This is a genomic window from Thermosipho sp. 1074, assembly GCF_001999655.1.
Lineage (GTDB): Bacteria > Thermotogota > Thermotogae > Thermotogales > Fervidobacteriaceae > Thermosipho > Thermosipho affectus.
In genome coordinates this window covers 192,272-209,346 of record NZ_LBEX01000018.1, presented here as the reverse complement: position 1 = coordinate 209,346, position 17,075 = coordinate 192,272, and the positions used below count along the sequence as shown (strand labels likewise).

Here is a 17,075-nt window from a genome sequence, read left to right as displayed (position 1 = left end):
TCACCCTCCTTAATAAACTTTTCAAAAAAAGAAGGGGGATAACTCCCCCTCTAATTATTGAATATTGAATATTCCAGCCACATCAGGATTTCTAAACTCGAGTGTATATTCACCTACAATTTGTCCTTTTACATAATCCCCGGTTTTTGCAAGTTGCTCGTAAGCAGCTTGCCTGTTTTTAAGAGGTTTGATTGCGACTTTGCTGGTATCAAATACGATAATTACATTTTCTGGTAAGTGCGGCGTTGTTTTAATTTCAACATTTCCATAGTCAGAGAGATATGCATTAATAAGCCTTCCTGCAGTTGTATCATTTCTTTCAACAATTAATTTGTCTTGATTAAGTGCATTGAAATTTGCTTTGGTTGCCGGATTCATCCAAGCTTCTCTTACTACACCACTTGCATCAAATATTTGTTTTAAGAACGCATTAAAGTTAGCTTCCGTAAAGGTAGAAGTAACTGTTATTCCTTCTTGTTCGATAAACCATTTAATACCACCAAAGAGTCTTGGAGTTGAATTATCGTTTGGATCAACTCTAACCCCCATCCAAGCACTTCTTTCAAGCAAGAGTTTGATTTTTGCGAGTTTTCTTTGCACTTCTTCTAAGAAAACATCCTCATTCACGTATTGATCTACCGACATTTGAGTTCCAGTGAATTTCACGTATTCAGTGAATATTTGTGTGACATTGTATCTCTTAATTTTTTGTTCATACATGCTATCAACATATTCCTGACCCTCAGGATTGGCATCACCAATTATTTCTACATCAACACCAGCCGCGTGATCCGCATCGTTTGAAATCACTGCAATTGTCAAAACATCACCATTTATCGCTGTTACTCTGTAAATGGAACTTTCGACCTTAATTACATTTCCTATTTTAAATTTCTTTCCAGCACCAGTTTCAACAGTTAATGAACCTCCGCCAGTGGTGTATGCAGCAGCAAGGCTTACTTTAAGTACAGGAAGAACATCATCCCACCATTCGTATTTTGTTCCAACTACAGGTTTGTTTGATATACCAATTGCATTTAACAAAGGTGTTTCTGGAAGTTTAAGCATGGAAAGCACTGGAGAAACATCCACTTTATTTTCTTTAACATCATAACTTGTAATTAATCCTTTAATTGTTCCCATAGATAACTACCTCCTTTAACTTTTTTCTTCAAACAGTTGTCTTAACGCCTCCCTTGGGTTATTTGGAAGAGGCTGAGTTGTATTTGGTTGTTGCGTAAAAGTCCCTTTTTCCATTGTTTTAAGTTTCTCATTTACTTTAGTTTCGATTATTTCATTTATTTTACTTGCCACGGTATCTACCTTTTTTACTAATTCTTCTTTTGCATCTGAAAGAGTTAAATCAACAAGAGGATCGACTGTTATCAATACTCCGAATTCCTCAGGAAGCCCTTTTGCTTGCAAATAAGTGTTTTTAAGATCTTCGAGTGCTTCTTTCCTTTCTTGTCTCAAGAGTTGTTCATATTGACCCTTCTCTTTCATTTTCTCAATCTCGGCTTGTTTTTTGAGTTTCTCCTCCCTTGTTTTGATTGCTTGAGTTACAGCCCTATCGATTTGAGACTGTAGCTCTTTTTTGGTCATAATAGCAACATCCTCAGGATTGAGCCCCAGCTGTATAGCTGTTGCCCTTAATACTTCCATTGGATCTTGATCATCATATTCAACACCTTCCGGTTTTTGTTCTTGTGGTGTTGCTTCTTTTTGTTCCTCTTGAGTGGTATTGTTATCCCCCTCTGCAAAGAGTTGGATATCAATACCCCTCTTTAACAATTCACCCATGTTCATACCTCCTTTTAATTTATTCTTTTAAGGCCCATGGACATTTGTATTGAATTGCTAAGCTTCTCGCTTTGTTAGCAATATCTTGCTCTTTGTTCATAATTGCCCTACGATATGCTGCTAAAAGCCCTGCACATGACACTTTCCATTGTCCATTAACATACTTTTTGTATGGATATCTTCTGTTTTGTGGATCTAAAAATACGTGTACTGGCCAATCCTCTCTTTTCGAAGATCCAGCAGGTGGAATGTTTTTCCACACTTTATCTTTCATAACTTTTGCCATACTCTCACCTCTTTAAGCTTTTAATTGTTTCACTAACCACCACCTCTGGAGATTTTGGGATTGCTAAAAGCCTATGTCTGCATTGTATGTGTGGATGTAAGAAAGTGCCATGATCTGCTCTTATCTCAAGGCCTTTCAGCTTCTTAGGATTAGTTTCTATGTATCTTTGTATTTGTTCAAAAGTCCAAGGGTTTTCGTTTGTAAGTTTTTTTCTGTTTTTGCACCAATCAGTTGTTCTTTTATCTTTTGGTCCAACCCATTTGTATTTATCAATAACCTCGTTGTATTCCTGATAAGTTTTCCAAATACCTTGTTGTAAAGCATTTCCTAATTGATCACGAACCATTACAGTTATTCGCCTTTTGTTTGTCGGTAATATTTGTTGCATAAGAGATTTTGCTATTATATTTGGAGGAGTTCCTGTAATAAGCCCCGCTGTTAAAATATTTTCGATAGTTTTCATCAAATCCCCTGCATAATTTTTCATGATGGTTTTCTCGAAATTCATAAAATTCTCATTAAACCAAAGCATTGCATTTGTAGGAACTCCGTTGAAAGGCAGTTTAATTGTTTCGTGTGCTATCTTACTTGATAACGTAAAAGTTTCTACAAGTTCCCTATCAAGGTATTCTTTGAATTCTTGGATATAAGCATTTATTTGTAATTCAATTTGTTGTTTTAGCCATTCAAAAGTCCTTATTCCTATCTGATTCGTTATAAGCATACCCGCTATACGTTCTATTAGAGCCTTAAATAGTTTCAAATTCCTATTTATCAACATCTTTTCAACTTTATTTAATCTTTTGTCCAGATTCATTACCTATCATCTCCAAATACCAGGCATTTTCTTCTTCCATTCTTTGCTGTTCTTTTGCAAAATCATACCCGAGCGCTTCTGCCACCGTCTGTTTTGAAACAAGTTGCGCCTGCATCAACATTAACCATTTGTTGAGGTCTTCAATTTCATCCGCTGGAATAACAGGATCTACGTTTATGTCAACTTTGTCAACAATTACTCCATCCATTGCAAGAGCGAGTTTGCAAGCTTTCTTGATACCATCAAAATAAACTTTTCTATAATTCTTAATTTTTTTAATCAATTTAGAAAGTTTAAGTTTCAAAGCGTATCCTGAAATATTTCCCAAGTCATTCAAAATCAGTTCCGGGCATTTGTTTCTAAGATAGTTTTCAAGCTTTTCATACTTGTCCAACATTGAGGGAATAATGTTTCCGTTGTATTCCAGAATTTTGAGCTCTGCATTATCTGGTGTTGCCCATACATTGTGTTCTTGCTTAAGATTGGATGCATCTCTAATCCCTGACGCTATGATGCGCGGTTTTGCGTATATGTCTTCTATTGCACTTATACGTGATAATGTAGAATTCATTTCGTCGATGGTATCTCCAATTCTTTCAAGTTCACTTTCTCCCCAAACAGGATCCTGCAATGAAGGAGTATTTGCCACATGTATTAACCAAAATTCGCCGTATCTATTAGGAACATCAAGTACTAATTTGTCATTAAAGTACACCTGAACTTTGTCTCTCGTATAAATTTCCTTTACATTTATCGTTCCTTCTTGGTGTTTCATTGCATACTCATATATCCATTGAACGATTTGTCCATATTCCATTACATAGTCAAGAACACCGTTTAATAAATTAACAAGTCCCATTCGAATATTCCCATTTGCATCCCTTCCAAGTTTAAGAGCAGTATCGCCAAGAATTAAGCCTTGTATCACAAACAATCTCGATAATTTTTCAAAATTATTTGTTTCTAAAAGCTGATTCAATCGATTAGTTGCGGTTTCGCTATCCGGCACTAATATTTCAACCTTATCTCCGAATATCAAAGAATAATCAGTCATGATTATTTCGTAAGCATAGTCAATTAAGCTTTTTGTTATGTGTTTCAAATTTCCTTTGCTATCGTAATCTATAAACAATTTCTTTTTTAAGCAATAAGATTCTGTATAATCGCCGTAAAAAAGATCGAAAAGTTCCTGATAATTTTTTGCCATTAAGATCACCTCACAGAATGTCTAACTTAGCGCTGAACACTTTGCCATTGTTAGAATGCGTAAAAATCCCATATCTTAATGCATCCATCGTATGATCATGCTCCTTTAATGGTTTGTCTTCTCCACGTTGTGCAGCTTTTGGATCCCAGCTATACACTGTGAATTCTGTTATTGTGTTCCTGCATTTTTCATGAACAAACAAACGATCTTGCGAAATTAGGTTGGCAACATATCTAATGCCATCAAGAACCACATTATCGGCTGGGATTACATAATAACCACGCTTTCTTAATTCAGCGATAAACGAAGCAGCTGAAGGGTCAGCATAAACTGCTGTAATATTTTTCTCTTTTACAAAATTTACAAAATCATCTGCGTATTCCGAGTCTGTTTTCTGTCTTCCAGTATCACGCCCAGAGTAATAGTATTCATCTATTACGTAATACTTTGCTTCTTTGATTCCAATAAGTAAAAAGACAGTTGGATTTCCCGTTCCATAATCGATTGAAACTATATATTCATCGCATTTAGGAACTTCCTTAATTACATGTTTATCAGCATCGAACATGTCATAGATAACACCTTCAGCAAGTACCCAGAGTCCTAAAATATAGCGCTTGTAGAATAGACCAGTGAACATCTTTTTATAACGCTTTTTGATCTTCTCTGAAAGCGTTAAGTTATCATCGAGTGTAAAATGAAGATGATACACCTGTTTTTCCAGAGCTTTGTCAATAAACTCAGTCTTAACATAGTGAAAAGGACTTCCAGGATTACAGTTCATGAAGATCTTCGATCCTTCAATAGAGCAACGTCCTATCATCTGCTCAACAAAGTTTTCCGGAAAGAGTGTTACTTCATCTGCTAAAGCCCCAGCTGCGGTTAAACCTTGTAACACATCCTGGGATGCTTCGTTATTTGCACCAAACATGTAATAAGTATTTGATCCGATTATGATGTAGTTCTCGGAGCGATTGTATTTGTAATCCCATTTCCATGTATTTAAGATCTGAAGCATAGGCTTTACAACATTTCGCTTCAATGCTCCTATTGTCTTTCCAGCTAAAATAAAGTCTTTGCCAGAGAACGTGTACTGAGACCACATAAGAAAAGATACAATCATTGCAATTGTTTTACCTGATCTTATAGAACCATCTGCTATTACGATATCTTTATCTTTATGTGGACTACTTTCCGCCCACCAGAAAAGTAATTTTTTTTGTTTCTTTGAAAATGGTTTAAATTCAAACGCTTTGTTCTTCTTCATCGCTGTACAACTCCTCTGGTTCAACCTCTTCTACAACACTCTTAATGAAATCTTTATGAACCTCTTCTGTGTCTTTATCTGGACCTTTTAATTTTAGGCGTTCAAGTTCGAGTTTTTCGCGTGCAATATCTACACGCGTTTTTTCATGTGTTAATCGTTTGCGTTCGATTTCATTTCTCTCTGCCCCTAAAACCTTGTCGTACAATTTACTCATTATTTCCAAAGCATTTAAAACATCTTTAATTTTGCTTATTTCTCTTGATGCTATCTTCGCTTTCAGCATATAAATTGCGTCAATAAGGTTGGGAAGACTATCAGATTTAACTAGCTGTTCATATAGTTGTCTGCCTTCTTCTGTCCAAAAAACTCGAGCATACAGTCCGTGTTTAACAGCATTGAAGGCTTCAGGTCTCAAATTAAAAATCTTATGGTCCGAGTCCGAACCGTTCTCGGACTTCGGACTTGTCACTTCGGACCTTGCTCGGACTTTGCGTGGATCAACTACACCCCGTTTCTTAAATTGCTTCCTGACAGCCTTTTCACTAACTCCCAGTGTTCTGGCAATCTTACTATACGAAGCTTTAAGCACTTTATTTTCGGTGAATTTTTCGAAAACTTCGTCCCAATTAATATTTTTCCCTGCCACATCCGAGTCACCTCACTTAGAATTTCTCGCCTTTCAAAATTTCTTTCAAAGCCCTGTTTTGCTCTATAACTGTATTCTTCGTATGCTTAAGCTTTTCAACTATAATTCTCCATTTTCCAAGCTCATTTGAAGCTTCCAGAAGTAAGTTGTTAATCTGAGCAAGAAGATTAATATTGTTTTGAATTCTAAGCTGCGCCTCTTGAGCAGATATTTGACTAATTTCTTCTGCGGTTAATTCTTCTAAGGTAAGCAGTTCATCTAATTTATCCCAATTCATCCTTTCACTCCTTTGAACTCTATTTGGTTCTCTTCTATGAATTTCAAAACACCTTTAGTTAATCTCTTTCTTTTATTTTGTTCAATAAGCTTATCTTTGTCTATTTCATATCCCTGATGTATCTTCAAGTGACATTCTGGACAAAGTAAAATCAGGTTATACGGATGATTATTCTTAGGGACCCACGGGATATTGTATTCGACAGGTATAGCCGCGTTTCTACGAAACAAATGATGAATTTGACCAGTTCCGTTTACAAATCTCCCACATAATCGACACTTCTCCTTATCCCTTTTGTGAATGTAATCACGGATAATCCTCGGAATCGACCCTGAGCCCATGGAATCGCCCCCTAGAAAGAAAAGCCAAACTCAAAAAAGTTGTACCAGTGTATGTTTAGATATCTAAGATTGTCGAAATTGTGTTCGCTCCTATGTAGAAATTGAAAAAACATGTCATCTGCAAAGTTAAGTCTTATCCAAACATCCCACCAGCCGCCTGAACTTTCCCAGTTGAAAGGAGTTATCCTGTTTGGGAAATTATAAAAAAGGTTTTTAAATCCATACCCTCTCCCCTTTCCCACAGCGGGCAAGCTCTTTGTCTAATTCCCCGCTACCTGATTTTTGGCATGAAAAAAGGGGACAGAAAGTCCCCGTGTTTAACTAAGAATATTTTGCATGAAAAAACCGGGCTTTTCGCCCGGCATATTTGTAGACTAATCCATTCTACAAAAATTGTATCATTTTTGTGGGGGTCTGTCAATAATTTCGATTAATTTTTCAATGCCCTCTTGAACATAACTCCAAACAGTCTTTTCATTGATGCCCATCTTATATGCTATCTCACGATATGGCAGCGTTTTATACTTTAATCCAATACACTCTTCTGTATTGCACGGTTCGAAGTCATGATTAATTATACGCCAGAATATTGCTTCTCTCTGCCGTAATGATAGTTGATTCAGCCAATACTCAATTCTGCGGATTTTATTCCATGCTCTTTTCTTCTTTTCAATCGTTAATCTATCTAATACCTCTTTACGTTTAAAGCTTGTTTTGTCTATCAACTGCTTTTCTCCTGACGGCAAAGCTATTAGTGTTTCTATTTCTCCGTCTTTAAATTCTAAATGTATCTTCTTATTTAAAATTCGCATCCAATAACTTTTGTACCTTTGTAATTCAGAAATGATAAAATCCTGAGTGATGGCAAACACCAAATAAAAACCCCCTTTCGGGTACCGGCTATTTAGTAGCCGGTTTTTTTAATTTAATTCTTTGTATATCTCCCTCCAACTGGATAGTAACCGTTATACTTTTTATATCTCTTATATCTAATACTGTGTCGCTTTCTTCATGCAAATAGGTTGGCATGTATATTGTTTCAAGTAATCTTCTCGCTACTTCTGGATCTTCTGTTACGATGACTGCTTTCCCGTCTATTAAACCTATCGAATAATTTCTTAAACTCTTCATAGTTATTTTCCCCCTTTACGATAATTGTTACCTCGATATTCTTTCCTCTGAAATCCATTTGTGCTAATTCTCTAAGATAAGTTAATATCTGATGCTTATTCTTAATTGTTAGTCCTTGCACCCACATTTTTAAAAACCTCCTTTGGAACTTATGCATTTGTGAAACTCTTTAATATGTAATCCACGCGCTTGTAGAATATGTCACTTTTTGCTCATGTAAAATGCATACATCTGTTTGAAACAATGTTTCCAATTTACTTTCCGATACATACGGTGCCAACAATGATTTGATTTGTTGTATTTGTTCCTTTAAACGACATCCACCTGTCGTTATCTCTACAGTATTTAAACCTATCGTTTGAAAATGTTTGCAAGTTGCGCATGTTTCTATCATCATGCTCTCACTCCTTACATTTGAAGAACAAATCTATAAAATCGTCTATTCTCAATACAACTAAGTAAGCCTTTCGATCTGCTTTCAAAAAAAGTAAATCTTTGTTTTCCAACCATTGATACAGTCTTTTGAAACCATCTTTTCTAACTTTCACCTCTCCTACTAAGCCTTCAACTACAACGTCTCCTTTGAATCCATTAACACTCCCAGAAAGTGGAATTCTTTTTGCGTCTATACCTGCTTCTTGAAGACTCTTTACTAAGTTATATTCACCCCTATAACCTTTAACTCGCTGCGATTTGCCCACATTTATCACCTTCTCAAATTCTCGTGCTAATTTGCAACTGAACTTCTTAAATTTTCGTTCTGATCACCCTCTTACACATACAAGTTGAAATGTATTCTTTTTAATCCAAAATTCTCTATTTCATCCTTTATGAAGTCAACCCATTCACCGGAAATATATCGTATTCCGTCAACCTTAATACTTGGTACGTTATACTTATAAATCCAGTTTCTAATAGCACGAATGGTACGTTTGTGATTAAGATATTTGTTAATAAATCTAATGCTATAATATGGTTCACCGTTCATGTATACAACATCTTTGTAAAATTTTTTTGGCATATTATCACCTCCACAAACGACTTTATTTAGTTGTTTTAGTCTTTTTTACTCGCTTTTTGTTTTTTCAAAAACTCCTCCATTTCAAGATCAGTTTCGTGACTTACTTTAAGCATTGCCCAATTAAATAAGAATAAAACCGCCCAGATTATCACCGCAATTAGAATCCTCATATTCACACCTCCAGGTATTCTTCCACTAATTCCTCTATTCTTTCGTTTTTTTCTGGCATGTAATTTATACATATTACTCGCGAAGTAATACCTTTGTTATAATCTTCTTCGCTCACAATGTAAAGATTGCTGTATACCATGTATTTCAGAAGTTTGAGAGCATGTTCTAATGCATGCTTCTTACTCGAAAACCGTCCTATGATCTGCTTTCTGAGCGTGCAAACATACCATCGCATATTATCACCTCTTGATTAATTCTTTAGGTTTTTTACTGTTCGGTAAAGATTTAGCAGAAAATGGAGCAAGTTTTCTGGTAAGACTTGAGATAAGCTGTTTCATTTGTGGACTCTGTATAGCTTCCGTTGTTTTTTCTCTTTCTTTCAAAGAATCGTATATTTTCATGAAATGAGCTCTTGTGGCCATTTTAGTATCTTCCGTCATATTGCAGAGAGTTTCCCAGCCTATAGCATTTTTTGCTGCTTCCAACTTCCAATCTTCATAATGTGGTTCAGCATAATATCCTCTCTTTCGAATATCTGTATATACGATCCCCCAAGCTTCTTCTGGTGTAAGATCAGATTGATGATTATATTCAACTGCTTTTTCCCGTATCTCGGCAATAGTTGGAGCAAATTTATGTGTTTTGACTATTACTTCTATCGCGTATTTGAATTGTTTGTCTGTTAGATCAGCAAGCATCTTGTACCACTGCTCTGAGAGAAATTTATCAGTTGTAATGCGTTCAAGTTTTTCATATACACTTGCAAGTAATGCTATACCAGCGGCAAATGTTTTACGATTAAGCACTTTCTTCACCCTCTTCCAGAAATTGTTTTAATCCTGTAAGTTTGCTGGCAAATCCGGTTGAGGTTTTCTTTTTTCGTTTAGTACGTTTGCCAAACACTCCTTTTAAGAGCGGCTCTACGATATATTCAAATCCTTGCTCTTGCATTACATCAGCTTTTGTTTTTGCCAGTGTCACTATTGCATTTTTGATCTGTGCGGGATAGCATTCACGTAAGACTTGCGAAACCAAGGAAAGCCATTTTGGATCGAAAGGACCTATAAGAGTACGCCATGTGTCAACTATGTCTTTTTTTCTATCGTCTAAATTGAGATACCATTTCGGTGGTTCGTTTGCGACGTTTGTCGCAGAATCGAAAGAAAATACGTTAGTATTTTCTTGAGATTCTTTATTACTATTACTATCTATATTCTCTATTCTATATTCTTTATTCTTATTACGTGTCTCACTTAGTGTCTCACTTACCGTCTCATTTAGTGTCTCACTTACCGTCTCACTTACCGTCTCTGTGTGAGACACTAAATTATCCGTCTCACTTACCGTCTCACTCTGAGACAGTTCTTTGAAAATTTTTCCTAAATAGTAAACTGCATAATTTTTTTTACCTTTACCATTTTCAAATTCGATTAATCCATATTGTCTTAACTTGTTTCTTATTCTATATATCTCTGCTCGGGAGATACCAGATAGTAATTCCAGTTTGCGGCTTCCGATTTTAACCTTGGAACTGAGCAAATCGTTATTCTCTGCCCTTGCCCGATTTATTTCAGACAAGATAGCAAAGAATAATCCGATCTCAGTTGCCTTCAGGTCAAAATCCAGACGAAGCCTCCAAAACTGGTTAAATACTGTTGCTATCTGCATTAGTATCACCTCTTTTTAAAGTAAGCCCCGCCCCTATTTAGGGCAGGGATAGAAGGGAGGTATTAAAATGGAGCATCACTTAAATTTTCCTCTATCTCTTTAAACAGTTCAGGTTTAGTGCTTTCTACTATTTCAACTGTTTCCACTGTTTCTGTTCCAGATTCGGGATATATTTTGTAAGCTTCAACAAAAGTTTCAGCTGCTTTTATTCCTGATTGAGTTTGTAAATCAAATTTTTCTTCAACGTCTCGTAAAATATCTTCAGGCTCTATGTTCAGTTCTTTTGCTTTTTCTTTTATATGACCCCACAAATCTTTTTTCATTTTATATAATTCATTTTGTGCCATCTCTTTAACTATTTGATAAGTATTCTTTTGTTTCGTGTTGTGCTTTTGGATATTTTTGTTATTTCGTGTATTCTCTTCCATATCTTCTATATCCTGTGTAAACACATTAGATGCTCCAACACCTGTTAATACTGCATCCACGTGCGCTCGTTTTTTGGCCATCTTAAGAATATTATTTTGATATCGCCATGGATTTTCATTCCAACCATCTTTTTCTTTGCTATTGCATGCACCAAAACCGTCACCTACGACCGTTCCATCTCGAGTCCTTAGTCTACATCTGAATTTGTACATTATAAAATCATCTTTTTCTATAGTTTGAATAATTTCAAATTCTGGAATTAAACCAAAAAGTCTTGTTAATTTTTCAGCTCCACTTTTGTATAACGATGGTTTTTGCAATTGATTTCTTCTTCCAGCTGGATATCCATAATCAGTTCCTTCTTCTAAAACTTCTTTTTGCAATTGTCTGAATAGATCATACTGTTTCTTTAAAGCTTTAACTGCTTGTTGGTCTATAGCAAGCATCTCATGCTTTTCAACAACTTCAAGTTCTTTACTCATTGTTTTCACCACCTTGGAAAGTTACACTCATTTTTTCTTCATATTCAACTTGGGAAAGTAAATCTTTTACAGCCTCAGGTTCAGCCCAATCAGGTAATTTTCCTGTTTCGGCAGCTGTTTTAATTCGTTCTAATGCAGTTATTTTCGGTCGATAACTTACTGAGAAAATTCTTTTTGCAAGTTCTGGATACTTTTCTGCGTACATTGAGGCATATTTTGGATTAATTTTTATTGAACGACGCCAAGATATTTTTGCTGCTCCGATATTGACATAATTTTTGTCGATGGGTCTTTCTATTACTTCCTCTAATTGAGCCATTAACAATTGCTTCCTTTCTTTTAACTTGTGCATATACTCATTAATTTTTGCTAACTCTTCAACAATTCCTTCAACTGTAATTGTCCTCATACCACCGCCTCCTCCTTGTTGGTATTAAATAAAAATTCAGTCATAGCTTCTGCGAGTATCGCTGTTGCCGCATATTGTTTGATGAATGGAAATTGCTGCTTTATTTCTTGAAAGTTAATTATGAATTGTGTTATAATATTTTTTGGGTTTTGGTTAAATGTTTTGTTCCATGTTTCAAAGAAAATTTTTTTGATGGGTTCCCTTTCCTCAAAGGGGACCTTTTTTATTACCTCGTCAATTGCTTTGAGGAATTCTTCGTAACTTTCCATGTTCCCCACCTCCTATGTACTTCATACTTGAAAAGAGGAGCATAAAACGTTCTGAGTGGCATTCCGTAATGTCCTTTCATGTCGTACTGCTTCCAGAGTCCATTACTCTCTTGGTTCATTTGCATGGTTTTTATGGCTTTAAACAGGACTTTTTCCAAAATTTTGTCTTGAATAACATCGATTTCTTCAATTTTCGAGAGAATATACCTGAGCTTTTCCTTATCCTCCACAAGAGGATCATCCAACCAACGCTTAATTGTTTTTTTGAGTTCATCCTCTACTACCTCCATTTGATTGTGTCGCCACAACAGCTCTTTTACTTCCGCCATTGCCGCTATACTTTCCATGTTCTCCATTATCTGTTTCGTTATTTTCCTGTGTTCCACCAGAACTTTCTGTTTCAACATATATCCTCCCTCCTTCTATACGAAATTTTCCTTGTTCGTATAGCTCAGCAAGTAGTTCTGCAATTAAAGTTTCCTTTTGCATTAATTTCCCTCCTTTCTAAGCAAAAATGATTACTTTGAATTATCCAGCTCATGTTCAATAAATTCTTTTAATAAAACAGGAATTTCTTTTGTTTTGCTGCTAAACTGAGTTACTTCTCTTCGAAGATTTACTGTTATATTGTCATCAAACGAATAACCTTCAATAAATCCTTCAAAGAAACATACCTTTACAGTTTCAAGCGATATATTATATTTGTTTGAAATATTTTCGAGCTTTGTGTTAAAATATTCATGAAGAAGTTTGAATAAATCCATAATGCCACCTCCGAGGTGATAGTATGAAGTTAAACTGTTTAGAAAAAGGTTATTATTTTGATAATATTGTTTTCCAGTTAAATTGGAAAAATCCAGAGATATGGGACCGAATGGGGAAATTTATGGCAATATTTGATGAAATCCTTGAATTCAAAGAATTATCTGGCGAAGAAGGATTGAAATTGTATTTTCATTTTAAACGGTATCCAGAGATTATTGGTACTATTCAACGTTCGCGTTTGTGGTTTCAAATGAAAAAATTAGATGCAAATTATAATTTAGAATTATTTAAAGATCAAACTTTGAATGTTATAACAAAAACTATAGAAAATTGCCCACCTTTATACATAGGCAGTTTTGGAATACGTATTGCAACCATACTAGATTCTAAACAAATTACTCATTTACAAAAGAAATTCTTTAAATTAGTTCCATTTGAATTCAGCTCAAAAGCAGGTGATTTATTTAATTTAAAACTCCAGTGGACATACAAAAGCAACAACTATAGAAATAAATTCAAAGCCTCCCAAAATGTTTTGGTCTTTTACGGAGAAAAAACTTCTAAAATTGAGCGTCCTGAACTCCCTGACGATGGCGTAATCCTTGATGTAGATACAATAATCTATTTTGAAAGAACTGATCAGTATGATAAGGTAAGGTCATGGCTTAAAGAAAATATTTCTGATGTAATTGGTAAATACGATGCAATAGCTTCAGAATTAGTGGCATTAATATCAAGTGTTTTATATTTCATATTTGATTTGCTCAAAAAGATTCTTTAAAATGCCTAAAATAGTTAAGCTTACCTACTTATTCACTTTTCAAAGACCACACCATTCTTACTTTCCCGTGTTATCCTTTCCAATGACAACAGCCTCAAGTTTCTTTACGAAAGTTTTTAGTTCTTTTTCTGGGTAAAGGTAATAATTACCTCGTTTTGTGTATGCTATAGCTCCGTATTTGCGTGCGAGTTTTAGAAGACCCCTTAATAAGTAATCTGGTATTTTTGTTTTTATATTGGAACTCATAAGCATAGTAATTTTCCTCCCAACGACTATACGTCTTAATCATACATTATTTTATGACTAAAAAGCAATCACGATTATAAACGTTATGCTTATTTGTCATAAAAATATATGCTATTATTTCAAAAATTCTGACCGTTAGGCATTCTATCGTGTTTTTTCTTTTCCAATTAGGTATAATCATAGTGAAACTGGAAGGAGGATAAACTTGAATTTTAGAAATGATAGGCTTCAGTCCCTTCGAGAATCTTTAGGATTAAGTCAAAATAAATTAGCACACTTACTAAATGTTAGTCAAACTACCATATTCAGGCTTGAAAAAGGCGAACGAGAACCAAGTCTTCAATTGCTTAACCTTATAGCCGACTTTTTCAATGTATCGGTTGATTATTTGTTGGGAAGAACTGACGATCCCACTCCGAAAGGAAAGGAGTTCGACCTTTCTGTGTACCTGCCCGAGTCTGTTAAAGAGACTCCTGAGAAGCTCATTGAGATTGGAAAATACTTACTAACTCTTGGTGAACAGCTTAAAAGGGATTTGGAAAAGTGATAGTGTTTATCCTGTAAGGAATAGGAACAACAGCAATGGAGGTGTTTCGTATGTTAAGGAAATACCGTATTCTTGTAGAACCAGAAGAAACAGGAGGATACCACGCATGGTGTCCAGCTCTTCCAGGCTGTCATGTACAAGGAGAAACTAAAGAAGAAGCATTAAATAACCTTAAAGAAGCAATCGAATTGTATATAGAATCTCTCAAAGCTCGGAAGGAATTTTTTAGTGAAGCACCATCTAAATAAAGGTTATAAACATTTTCAGGCATTCTTGTTCACCTCCAAGGGGGGACTAAATTGTGAGTATAGCTGTTGTCACTTATGTTCCCGGTGTAATTGTGCTTAGTGCAGATACTGCGATGACTATTCAGACTCAACAATATACTTTTTCACATTCTGTATATTCAAGAAAAGTCTATCTTTTCAGATCTTTTCCATTTGCTTTAGCAACAGTTGGTGATGCATTATATGAAAACAAGCCTATTGAATATTATCTCCAAGAACTTGATGTTTACTTAGAAAGAATTAAAATAACAAATGCTAAAACAAGTATTTCTGCTGAAGAATTTGCTTCTTTGTTATACAACCGTTTTTCAAAGGCTCATAATTTGATATTTCTTTTAGGTTATTTCGTCGGTGATACACCATTTGTTTACGAATTCTCCATAACTAAAGGTAAGTTGAATATAAAACGATTAAATGAACGTGATGAGAAAATAATTTACGGTTGCTATTGGAATGGCTTTAAAATACCTATTGATAAGCTTTTACTTAAATCTCCACAACCTAATATTGATTTTTCAGCAATGAATGTGAAGGATGCAATAGAGTTTACTGAATTTTTGATTAGAACTACCATTAACTATGTTAGATTTTCCGCTATGCCAAAGATTGTTGGTGGTTTTGTCGAAACAATAATAGTTACTCCTTTCTCAACTCGCTGGGTGTCTGATATGAATGGGCAACGCTATTGATATATCCAGAACTGATTCCGGATATAGGTTCTTTTTGTGTAGTAGTGCTTCTTGTTTCGACACAAATATACACATATTGTTGTTCATCAAACTCAAGTATTTTTAATAAATTTTCTAGCACATCTTGTAATTGTTGACGGGATATAACAGTTTCGAATTTCATGTTATTTCACCTCCAATAAAAAATAAAAAGGAAAAACTCATTCCCTACATAGTTAAGTGTGGGAATATCTGTGAGGAATGGAAATTTATTCACTTTTCAAAGACCCACACCCTCAGCCTTCCTCGGTGTTATCATCGACTTGGAATAGATCTTCAATGTAAATCTTCTGTCCCGATAGTTCGCTTAGTACCCTAGCAAGTTTGAAGGCTATGAACAAGGAAGGCAACCTTCTACCATTTTCAATATGGTTTATGTGCATGACTGAAACGTTTACTAAATTTGCTAATTCACTTTGCGAAAGACCAAGCTGTTGTCGAAGTTCTCTTAAACTTATTGTATATCTCACTCCTGTTTCCGATAGTTAACTTATACTTACAGTCTAAGAATAACATAAACTTATTGTATATGTCAAGAGTGTTATGTAACGATTACGTTAACACTTATACTCATTGTCTATTGACTTGGAGTATATGGTGGTGGTATCTTGAATATTGATATGGAAAGTAAAGGGTTTGGCAAAAAATTGGCAGAGGCGCGTAAACAAAAAGGATATACTCAAGAACAGCTTGCACATTTACTTGGTGTGCATACTACTTATGTTGCTATGTTGGAAACTGGGAAGCGTAAACCATCGTTTGAACTACTCCAAAAACTGGCTAAAGTTCTTGATGTTTCATATGATTATTTGTTGGGAGAAGATAATGATAAAATCGCAAATGATATGGGCAATCTAAGAGAGAGATTAAAACAGCTAAGAGTTGAAAAGGGATTAACCCAATATGATATGGCAAAAAAATTGAATATAGCACGTAGTACATATGCAAATTGGGAACAAGGTACTACTTCTCCCAGTGATGAGTTTTTGGCTAAGCTGGCAGAGATTCTCGAAACATCTGTAGATTATTTAGTTGGTAACACCGACATAAAAGAACCTGCCGAAGAAATTCTTAGAAAGATGGGAGCGCTCGAACTTATCAGACGCATTCCCGTTGTTGGAAAAGTTGCCGCAGGTCAGCCAACCCCTGCCGAAGAGAATATAGAGGGTTACATTGTTTTGCCTGAAGGAATGTCAGGAGATTTTGGTCTTATAATAACGGGTGATAGTATGGAGCCGAGGCTTTCAGATGGGGATATCGCAATTATCAAAAAACAGGAAATACTCAATAATGGAGAAGTTGGTGTATTCCTGGTTAACGGGCAAGCCGAAGGAATAGTGAAACAGTTTTATAAATACGATAACTACGTTATGCTTAAATCTCTAAACGACAACTATGAACCTCTTATTATCTCAGCAAAAAAATGGGATAGGGAGTGTAGAATCATAGGGAAAGTCGTGGGGAAGTTGGAGAGATGGTGAATAGTAAAGAGCTTATGAA

The 17,075-nt window shown here is 35.3% G+C and carries 30 protein-coding genes; 5 read left to right on the top strand and 25 right to left on the bottom strand.

Going from position 1 to position 17,075, the window contains the following annotated elements; translation table 11 throughout:
* Positions 1-54 precede the first annotated feature (54 nt).
* The 23 genes from XO08_RS07870 to XO08_RS07755 form a co-directional block, all read right to left on the bottom strand.
* On the bottom strand, positions 55-1,143 hold the full coding sequence (locus XO08_RS07870) for a DUF5309 family protein (protein ID WP_077287952.1): 1,089 nt from the start codon (positions 1,141-1,143) through the stop codon (positions 55-57).
* Positions 1,144-1,158: 15 nt separating this feature from the next.
* On the bottom strand, positions 1,159-1,800 hold the full coding sequence (locus XO08_RS07865) for a DUF4355 domain-containing protein (protein ID WP_077287951.1): 642 nt from the start codon (positions 1,798-1,800) through the stop codon (positions 1,159-1,161).
* Between the two features lie 19 nt (positions 1,801-1,819).
* Positions 1,820-2,086: a hypothetical protein gene (locus XO08_RS07860; RefSeq protein ID WP_077287950.1), complete on the bottom strand. Its 267-nt coding sequence runs from the start codon at positions 2,084-2,086 to the stop codon at positions 1,820-1,822.
* A 4-nt stretch (positions 2,087-2,090) separates the two neighbouring features.
* Entirely contained in the window at positions 2,091-2,903 is an 813-nt protein-coding gene (locus tag XO08_RS07855) for a phage minor head protein (RefSeq protein ID WP_077287949.1), read from the bottom strand.
* Positions 2,878-4,110 carry a phage portal protein gene (locus XO08_RS07850; RefSeq protein ID WP_077287948.1) on the bottom strand — a complete coding sequence of 411 codons (1,233 nt, stop codon included), beginning with the start codon at positions 4,108-4,110 and terminating at the stop codon, positions 2,878-2,880. Before XO08_RS07850 ends, XO08_RS07855 begins: the two co-directional genes overlap by 26 nt.
* 10 nt (positions 4,111-4,120) lie before the next feature.
* Positions 4,121-5,377, bottom strand: a complete 1,257-nt coding sequence (locus XO08_RS07845; protein ID WP_077287947.1) for a PBSX family phage terminase large subunit — start codon at positions 5,375-5,377, stop codon at positions 4,121-4,123.
* Positions 5,355-6,023 (bottom strand): hypothetical protein, encoded by a 669-nt coding sequence (locus XO08_RS07840; RefSeq protein ID WP_077287946.1) that lies wholly within the window; start codon positions 6,021-6,023, stop codon positions 5,355-5,357. The genes XO08_RS07845 and XO08_RS07840 overlap by 23 nt, the downstream gene beginning before the upstream one ends.
* Positions 6,024-6,039: 16 nt before the next feature.
* Positions 6,040-6,300, bottom strand: a complete 261-nt coding sequence (locus XO08_RS07835; protein ID WP_077287945.1) for a hypothetical protein — start codon at positions 6,298-6,300, stop codon at positions 6,040-6,042.
* Complete coding sequence (locus XO08_RS07830) at positions 6,297-6,641, bottom strand: HNH endonuclease (protein WP_077287944.1); 345 nt, start codon at positions 6,639-6,641, stop codon at positions 6,297-6,299. Before XO08_RS07830 ends, XO08_RS07835 begins: the two co-directional genes overlap by 4 nt.
* A gap of 398 nt (positions 6,642-7,039) precedes the next feature.
* A complete protein-coding gene (locus tag XO08_RS07820) occupies positions 7,040-7,513 on the bottom strand; it encodes an RNA polymerase sigma factor (protein WP_143609967.1) in 474 nt (157 codons plus the stop codon).
* Positions 7,514-7,541: 28 nt separating this feature from the next.
* The gene (locus XO08_RS07815; protein WP_077287942.1) at positions 7,542-7,772 is read right to left on the bottom strand and encodes a hypothetical protein; all 231 of its coding nucleotides are present in this window, start codon (positions 7,770-7,772) and stop codon (positions 7,542-7,544) included.
* 169 nt (positions 7,773-7,941) lie between these two features.
* Positions 7,942-8,169 carry a hypothetical protein gene (locus tag XO08_RS07810; RefSeq protein ID WP_077287941.1) on the bottom strand — a complete coding sequence of 76 codons (228 nt, stop codon included), beginning with the start codon at positions 8,167-8,169 and terminating at the stop codon, positions 7,942-7,944.
* A 4-nt stretch (positions 8,170-8,173) separates the two neighbouring features.
* Complete coding sequence (locus XO08_RS07805) at positions 8,174-8,473, bottom strand: hypothetical protein (protein ID WP_077287940.1); 300 nt, start codon at positions 8,471-8,473, stop codon at positions 8,174-8,176.
* A gap of 71 nt (positions 8,474-8,544) precedes the next feature.
* Complete coding sequence (locus XO08_RS07800; protein WP_077287939.1) at positions 8,545-8,793, bottom strand: hypothetical protein; 249 nt, start codon at positions 8,791-8,793, stop codon at positions 8,545-8,547.
* A gap of 35 nt (positions 8,794-8,828) precedes the next feature.
* Entirely contained in the window at positions 8,829-8,963 is a 135-nt protein-coding gene (locus tag XO08_RS09465) for a hypothetical protein (protein WP_255362981.1), read from the bottom strand.
* A gap of 240 nt (positions 8,964-9,203) precedes the next feature.
* Positions 9,204-9,770, bottom strand: coding sequence for a hypothetical protein (locus XO08_RS07790; RefSeq protein WP_077287937.1), 567 nt, complete (start codon positions 9,768-9,770; stop codon positions 9,204-9,206).
* A complete protein-coding gene (locus XO08_RS07785; protein ID WP_077287936.1) occupies positions 9,763-10,632 on the bottom strand; it encodes a hypothetical protein in 870 nt (289 codons plus the stop codon). The genes XO08_RS07790 and XO08_RS07785 overlap by 8 nt, the downstream gene beginning before the upstream one ends.
* Positions 10,633-10,694: 62 nt before the next feature.
* On the bottom strand, positions 10,695-11,543 hold the full coding sequence (locus XO08_RS07780) for a hypothetical protein (RefSeq protein WP_077287935.1): 849 nt from the start codon (positions 11,541-11,543) through the stop codon (positions 10,695-10,697).
* Complete coding sequence (locus XO08_RS07775) at positions 11,536-11,952, bottom strand: hypothetical protein (RefSeq protein WP_077287933.1); 417 nt, start codon at positions 11,950-11,952, stop codon at positions 11,536-11,538. The genes XO08_RS07780 and XO08_RS07775 overlap by 8 nt, the downstream gene beginning before the upstream one ends.
* A complete protein-coding gene (locus XO08_RS07770; protein WP_077287931.1) occupies positions 11,949-12,221 on the bottom strand; it encodes a hypothetical protein in 273 nt (90 codons plus the stop codon). The genes XO08_RS07775 and XO08_RS07770 overlap by 4 nt, the downstream gene beginning before the upstream one ends.
* Positions 12,179-12,511 carry a hypothetical protein gene (locus XO08_RS07765; RefSeq protein ID WP_077287929.1) on the bottom strand — a complete coding sequence of 111 codons (333 nt, stop codon included), beginning with the start codon at positions 12,509-12,511 and terminating at the stop codon, positions 12,179-12,181. Before XO08_RS07765 ends, XO08_RS07770 begins: the two co-directional genes overlap by 43 nt.
* On the bottom strand, positions 12,492-12,710 hold the full coding sequence (locus tag XO08_RS07760; RefSeq protein WP_077287927.1) for a hypothetical protein: 219 nt from the start codon (positions 12,708-12,710) through the stop codon (positions 12,492-12,494). The genes XO08_RS07765 and XO08_RS07760 overlap by 20 nt, the downstream gene beginning before the upstream one ends.
* A gap of 29 nt (positions 12,711-12,739) precedes the next feature.
* A complete protein-coding gene (locus XO08_RS07755) occupies positions 12,740-12,985 on the bottom strand; it encodes a hypothetical protein (protein WP_077287925.1) in 246 nt (81 codons plus the stop codon).
* Positions 12,986-13,008: 23 nt separating this feature from the next.
* Between XO08_RS07755 and XO08_RS07750 the strand changes: the two genes are divergently transcribed.
* Entirely contained in the window at positions 13,009-13,767 is a 759-nt protein-coding gene (locus XO08_RS07750; RefSeq protein ID WP_077287923.1) for a hypothetical protein, read from the top strand.
* Positions 13,768-13,824: 57 nt separating this feature from the next.
* On the opposite strand, the gene XO08_RS07745 is transcribed toward XO08_RS07750, so the two are convergent.
* Positions 13,825-14,019 (bottom strand): hypothetical protein, encoded by a 195-nt coding sequence (locus XO08_RS07745; RefSeq protein WP_077287921.1) that lies wholly within the window; start codon positions 14,017-14,019, stop codon positions 13,825-13,827.
* A 199-nt stretch (positions 14,020-14,218) separates the two neighbouring features.
* Between XO08_RS07745 and XO08_RS07740 the strand changes: the two genes are divergently transcribed.
* The 3 genes from XO08_RS07740 to XO08_RS07730 all read left to right on the top strand — a co-directional run bounded on the left by XO08_RS07740 (position 14,219) and on the right by XO08_RS07730 (position 15,536).
* Positions 14,219-14,560 (top strand): helix-turn-helix domain-containing protein, encoded by a 342-nt coding sequence (locus XO08_RS07740; protein ID WP_077287919.1) that lies wholly within the window; start codon positions 14,219-14,221, stop codon positions 14,558-14,560.
* Between the two features lie 50 nt (positions 14,561-14,610).
* Positions 14,611-14,808: a type II toxin-antitoxin system HicB family antitoxin gene (locus tag XO08_RS07735; RefSeq protein ID WP_198927591.1), complete on the top strand. Its 198-nt coding sequence runs from the start codon at positions 14,611-14,613 to the stop codon at positions 14,806-14,808.
* Positions 14,809-14,921: 113 nt separating this feature from the next.
* A complete protein-coding gene (locus XO08_RS07730; RefSeq protein ID WP_158074257.1) occupies positions 14,922-15,536 on the top strand; it encodes a hypothetical protein in 615 nt (204 codons plus the stop codon).
* Positions 15,537-15,811: 275 nt separating this feature from the next.
* On the opposite strand, the gene XO08_RS07725 is transcribed toward XO08_RS07730, so the two are convergent.
* Positions 15,812-16,045: a helix-turn-helix transcriptional regulator gene (locus XO08_RS07725; RefSeq protein ID WP_233120243.1), complete on the bottom strand. Its 234-nt coding sequence runs from the start codon at positions 16,043-16,045 to the stop codon at positions 15,812-15,814.
* Between the two features lie 138 nt (positions 16,046-16,183).
* On the opposite strand from XO08_RS07725, the gene XO08_RS07720 reads away from it, so the two are divergent.
* On the top strand, positions 16,184-17,056 hold the full coding sequence (locus XO08_RS07720) for a helix-turn-helix domain-containing protein (RefSeq protein WP_077287913.1): 873 nt from the start codon (positions 16,184-16,186) through the stop codon (positions 17,054-17,056).
* Positions 17,057-17,075: the final 19 nt, after the last annotated feature.

Excerpts from the sequence above, each read along its gene's own strand:
- XO08_RS07870 (WP_077287952.1), bottom strand. The coding sequence starts at position 1,143 with ATGGGAACAATTAAAGGATTAATTACAAGTTATGATGTTAAAGAAAAT.
- XO08_RS07865 (WP_077287951.1), bottom strand. The coding sequence starts at position 1,800 with ATGGGTGAATTGTTAAAGAGGGGTATTGATATCCAACTCTTTGCAGAG.
- XO08_RS07860 (WP_077287950.1), bottom strand. The coding sequence starts at position 2,086 with ATGGCAAAAGTTATGAAAGATAAAGTGTGGAAAAACATTCCACCTGCT.
- XO08_RS07855 (WP_077287949.1), bottom strand. The coding sequence starts at position 2,903 with ATGAATCTGGACAAAAGATTAAATAAAGTTGAAAAGATGTTGATAAAT.
- XO08_RS07850 (WP_077287948.1), bottom strand. The coding sequence starts at position 4,110 with ATGGCAAAAAATTATCAGGAACTTTTCGATCTTTTTTACGGCGATTAT.
- XO08_RS07845 (WP_077287947.1), bottom strand. The coding sequence starts at position 5,377 with ATGAAGAAGAACAAAGCGTTTGAATTTAAACCATTTTCAAAGAAACAA.
- XO08_RS07835 (WP_077287945.1), bottom strand. The coding sequence starts at position 6,300 with ATGAATTGGGATAAATTAGATGAACTGCTTACCTTAGAAGAATTAACC.
- XO08_RS07830 (WP_077287944.1), bottom strand. The coding sequence starts at position 6,641 with ATGGGCTCAGGGTCGATTCCGAGGATTATCCGTGATTACATTCACAAA.
- XO08_RS07815 (WP_077287942.1), bottom strand. The coding sequence starts at position 7,772 with ATGAAGAGTTTAAGAAATTATTCGATAGGTTTAATAGACGGGAAAGCA.
- XO08_RS07810 (WP_077287941.1), bottom strand. The coding sequence starts at position 8,169 with ATGATGATAGAAACATGCGCAACTTGCAAACATTTTCAAACGATAGGT.
- XO08_RS07800 (WP_077287939.1), bottom strand. The coding sequence starts at position 8,793 with ATGCCAAAAAAATTTTACAAAGATGTTGTATACATGAACGGTGAACCA.
- XO08_RS09465 (WP_255362981.1), bottom strand. The coding sequence starts at position 8,963 with ATGAGGATTCTAATTGCGGTGATAATCTGGGCGGTTTTATTCTTATTT.
- XO08_RS07785 (WP_077287936.1), bottom strand. The coding sequence starts at position 10,632 with ATGCAGATAGCAACAGTATTTAACCAGTTTTGGAGGCTTCGTCTGGAT.
- XO08_RS07780 (WP_077287935.1), bottom strand. The coding sequence starts at position 11,543 with ATGAGTAAAGAACTTGAAGTTGTTGAAAAGCATGAGATGCTTGCTATA.
- XO08_RS07775 (WP_077287933.1), bottom strand. The coding sequence starts at position 11,952 with ATGAGGACAATTACAGTTGAAGGAATTGTTGAAGAGTTAGCAAAAATT.
- XO08_RS07770 (WP_077287931.1), bottom strand. The coding sequence starts at position 12,221 with ATGGAAAGTTACGAAGAATTCCTCAAAGCAATTGACGAGGTAATAAAA.
- XO08_RS07765 (WP_077287929.1), bottom strand. The coding sequence starts at position 12,511 with ATGGAGGTAGTAGAGGATGAACTCAAAAAAACAATTAAGCGTTGGTTG.
- XO08_RS07760 (WP_077287927.1), bottom strand. The coding sequence starts at position 12,710 with ATGCAAAAGGAAACTTTAATTGCAGAACTACTTGCTGAGCTATACGAA.
- XO08_RS07755 (WP_077287925.1), bottom strand. The coding sequence starts at position 12,985 with ATGGATTTATTCAAACTTCTTCATGAATATTTTAACACAAAGCTCGAA.
- XO08_RS07750 (WP_077287923.1), top strand. The coding sequence starts at position 13,009 with ATGAAGTTAAACTGTTTAGAAAAAGGTTATTATTTTGATAATATTGTT.
- XO08_RS07745 (WP_077287921.1), bottom strand. The coding sequence starts at position 14,019 with ATGCTTATGAGTTCCAATATAAAAACAAAAATACCAGATTACTTATTA.
- XO08_RS07735 (WP_198927591.1), top strand. The coding sequence starts at position 14,611 with ATGTTAAGGAAATACCGTATTCTTGTAGAACCAGAAGAAACAGGAGGA.
- XO08_RS07730 (WP_158074257.1), top strand. The coding sequence starts at position 14,922 with ATGACTATTCAGACTCAACAATATACTTTTTCACATTCTGTATATTCA.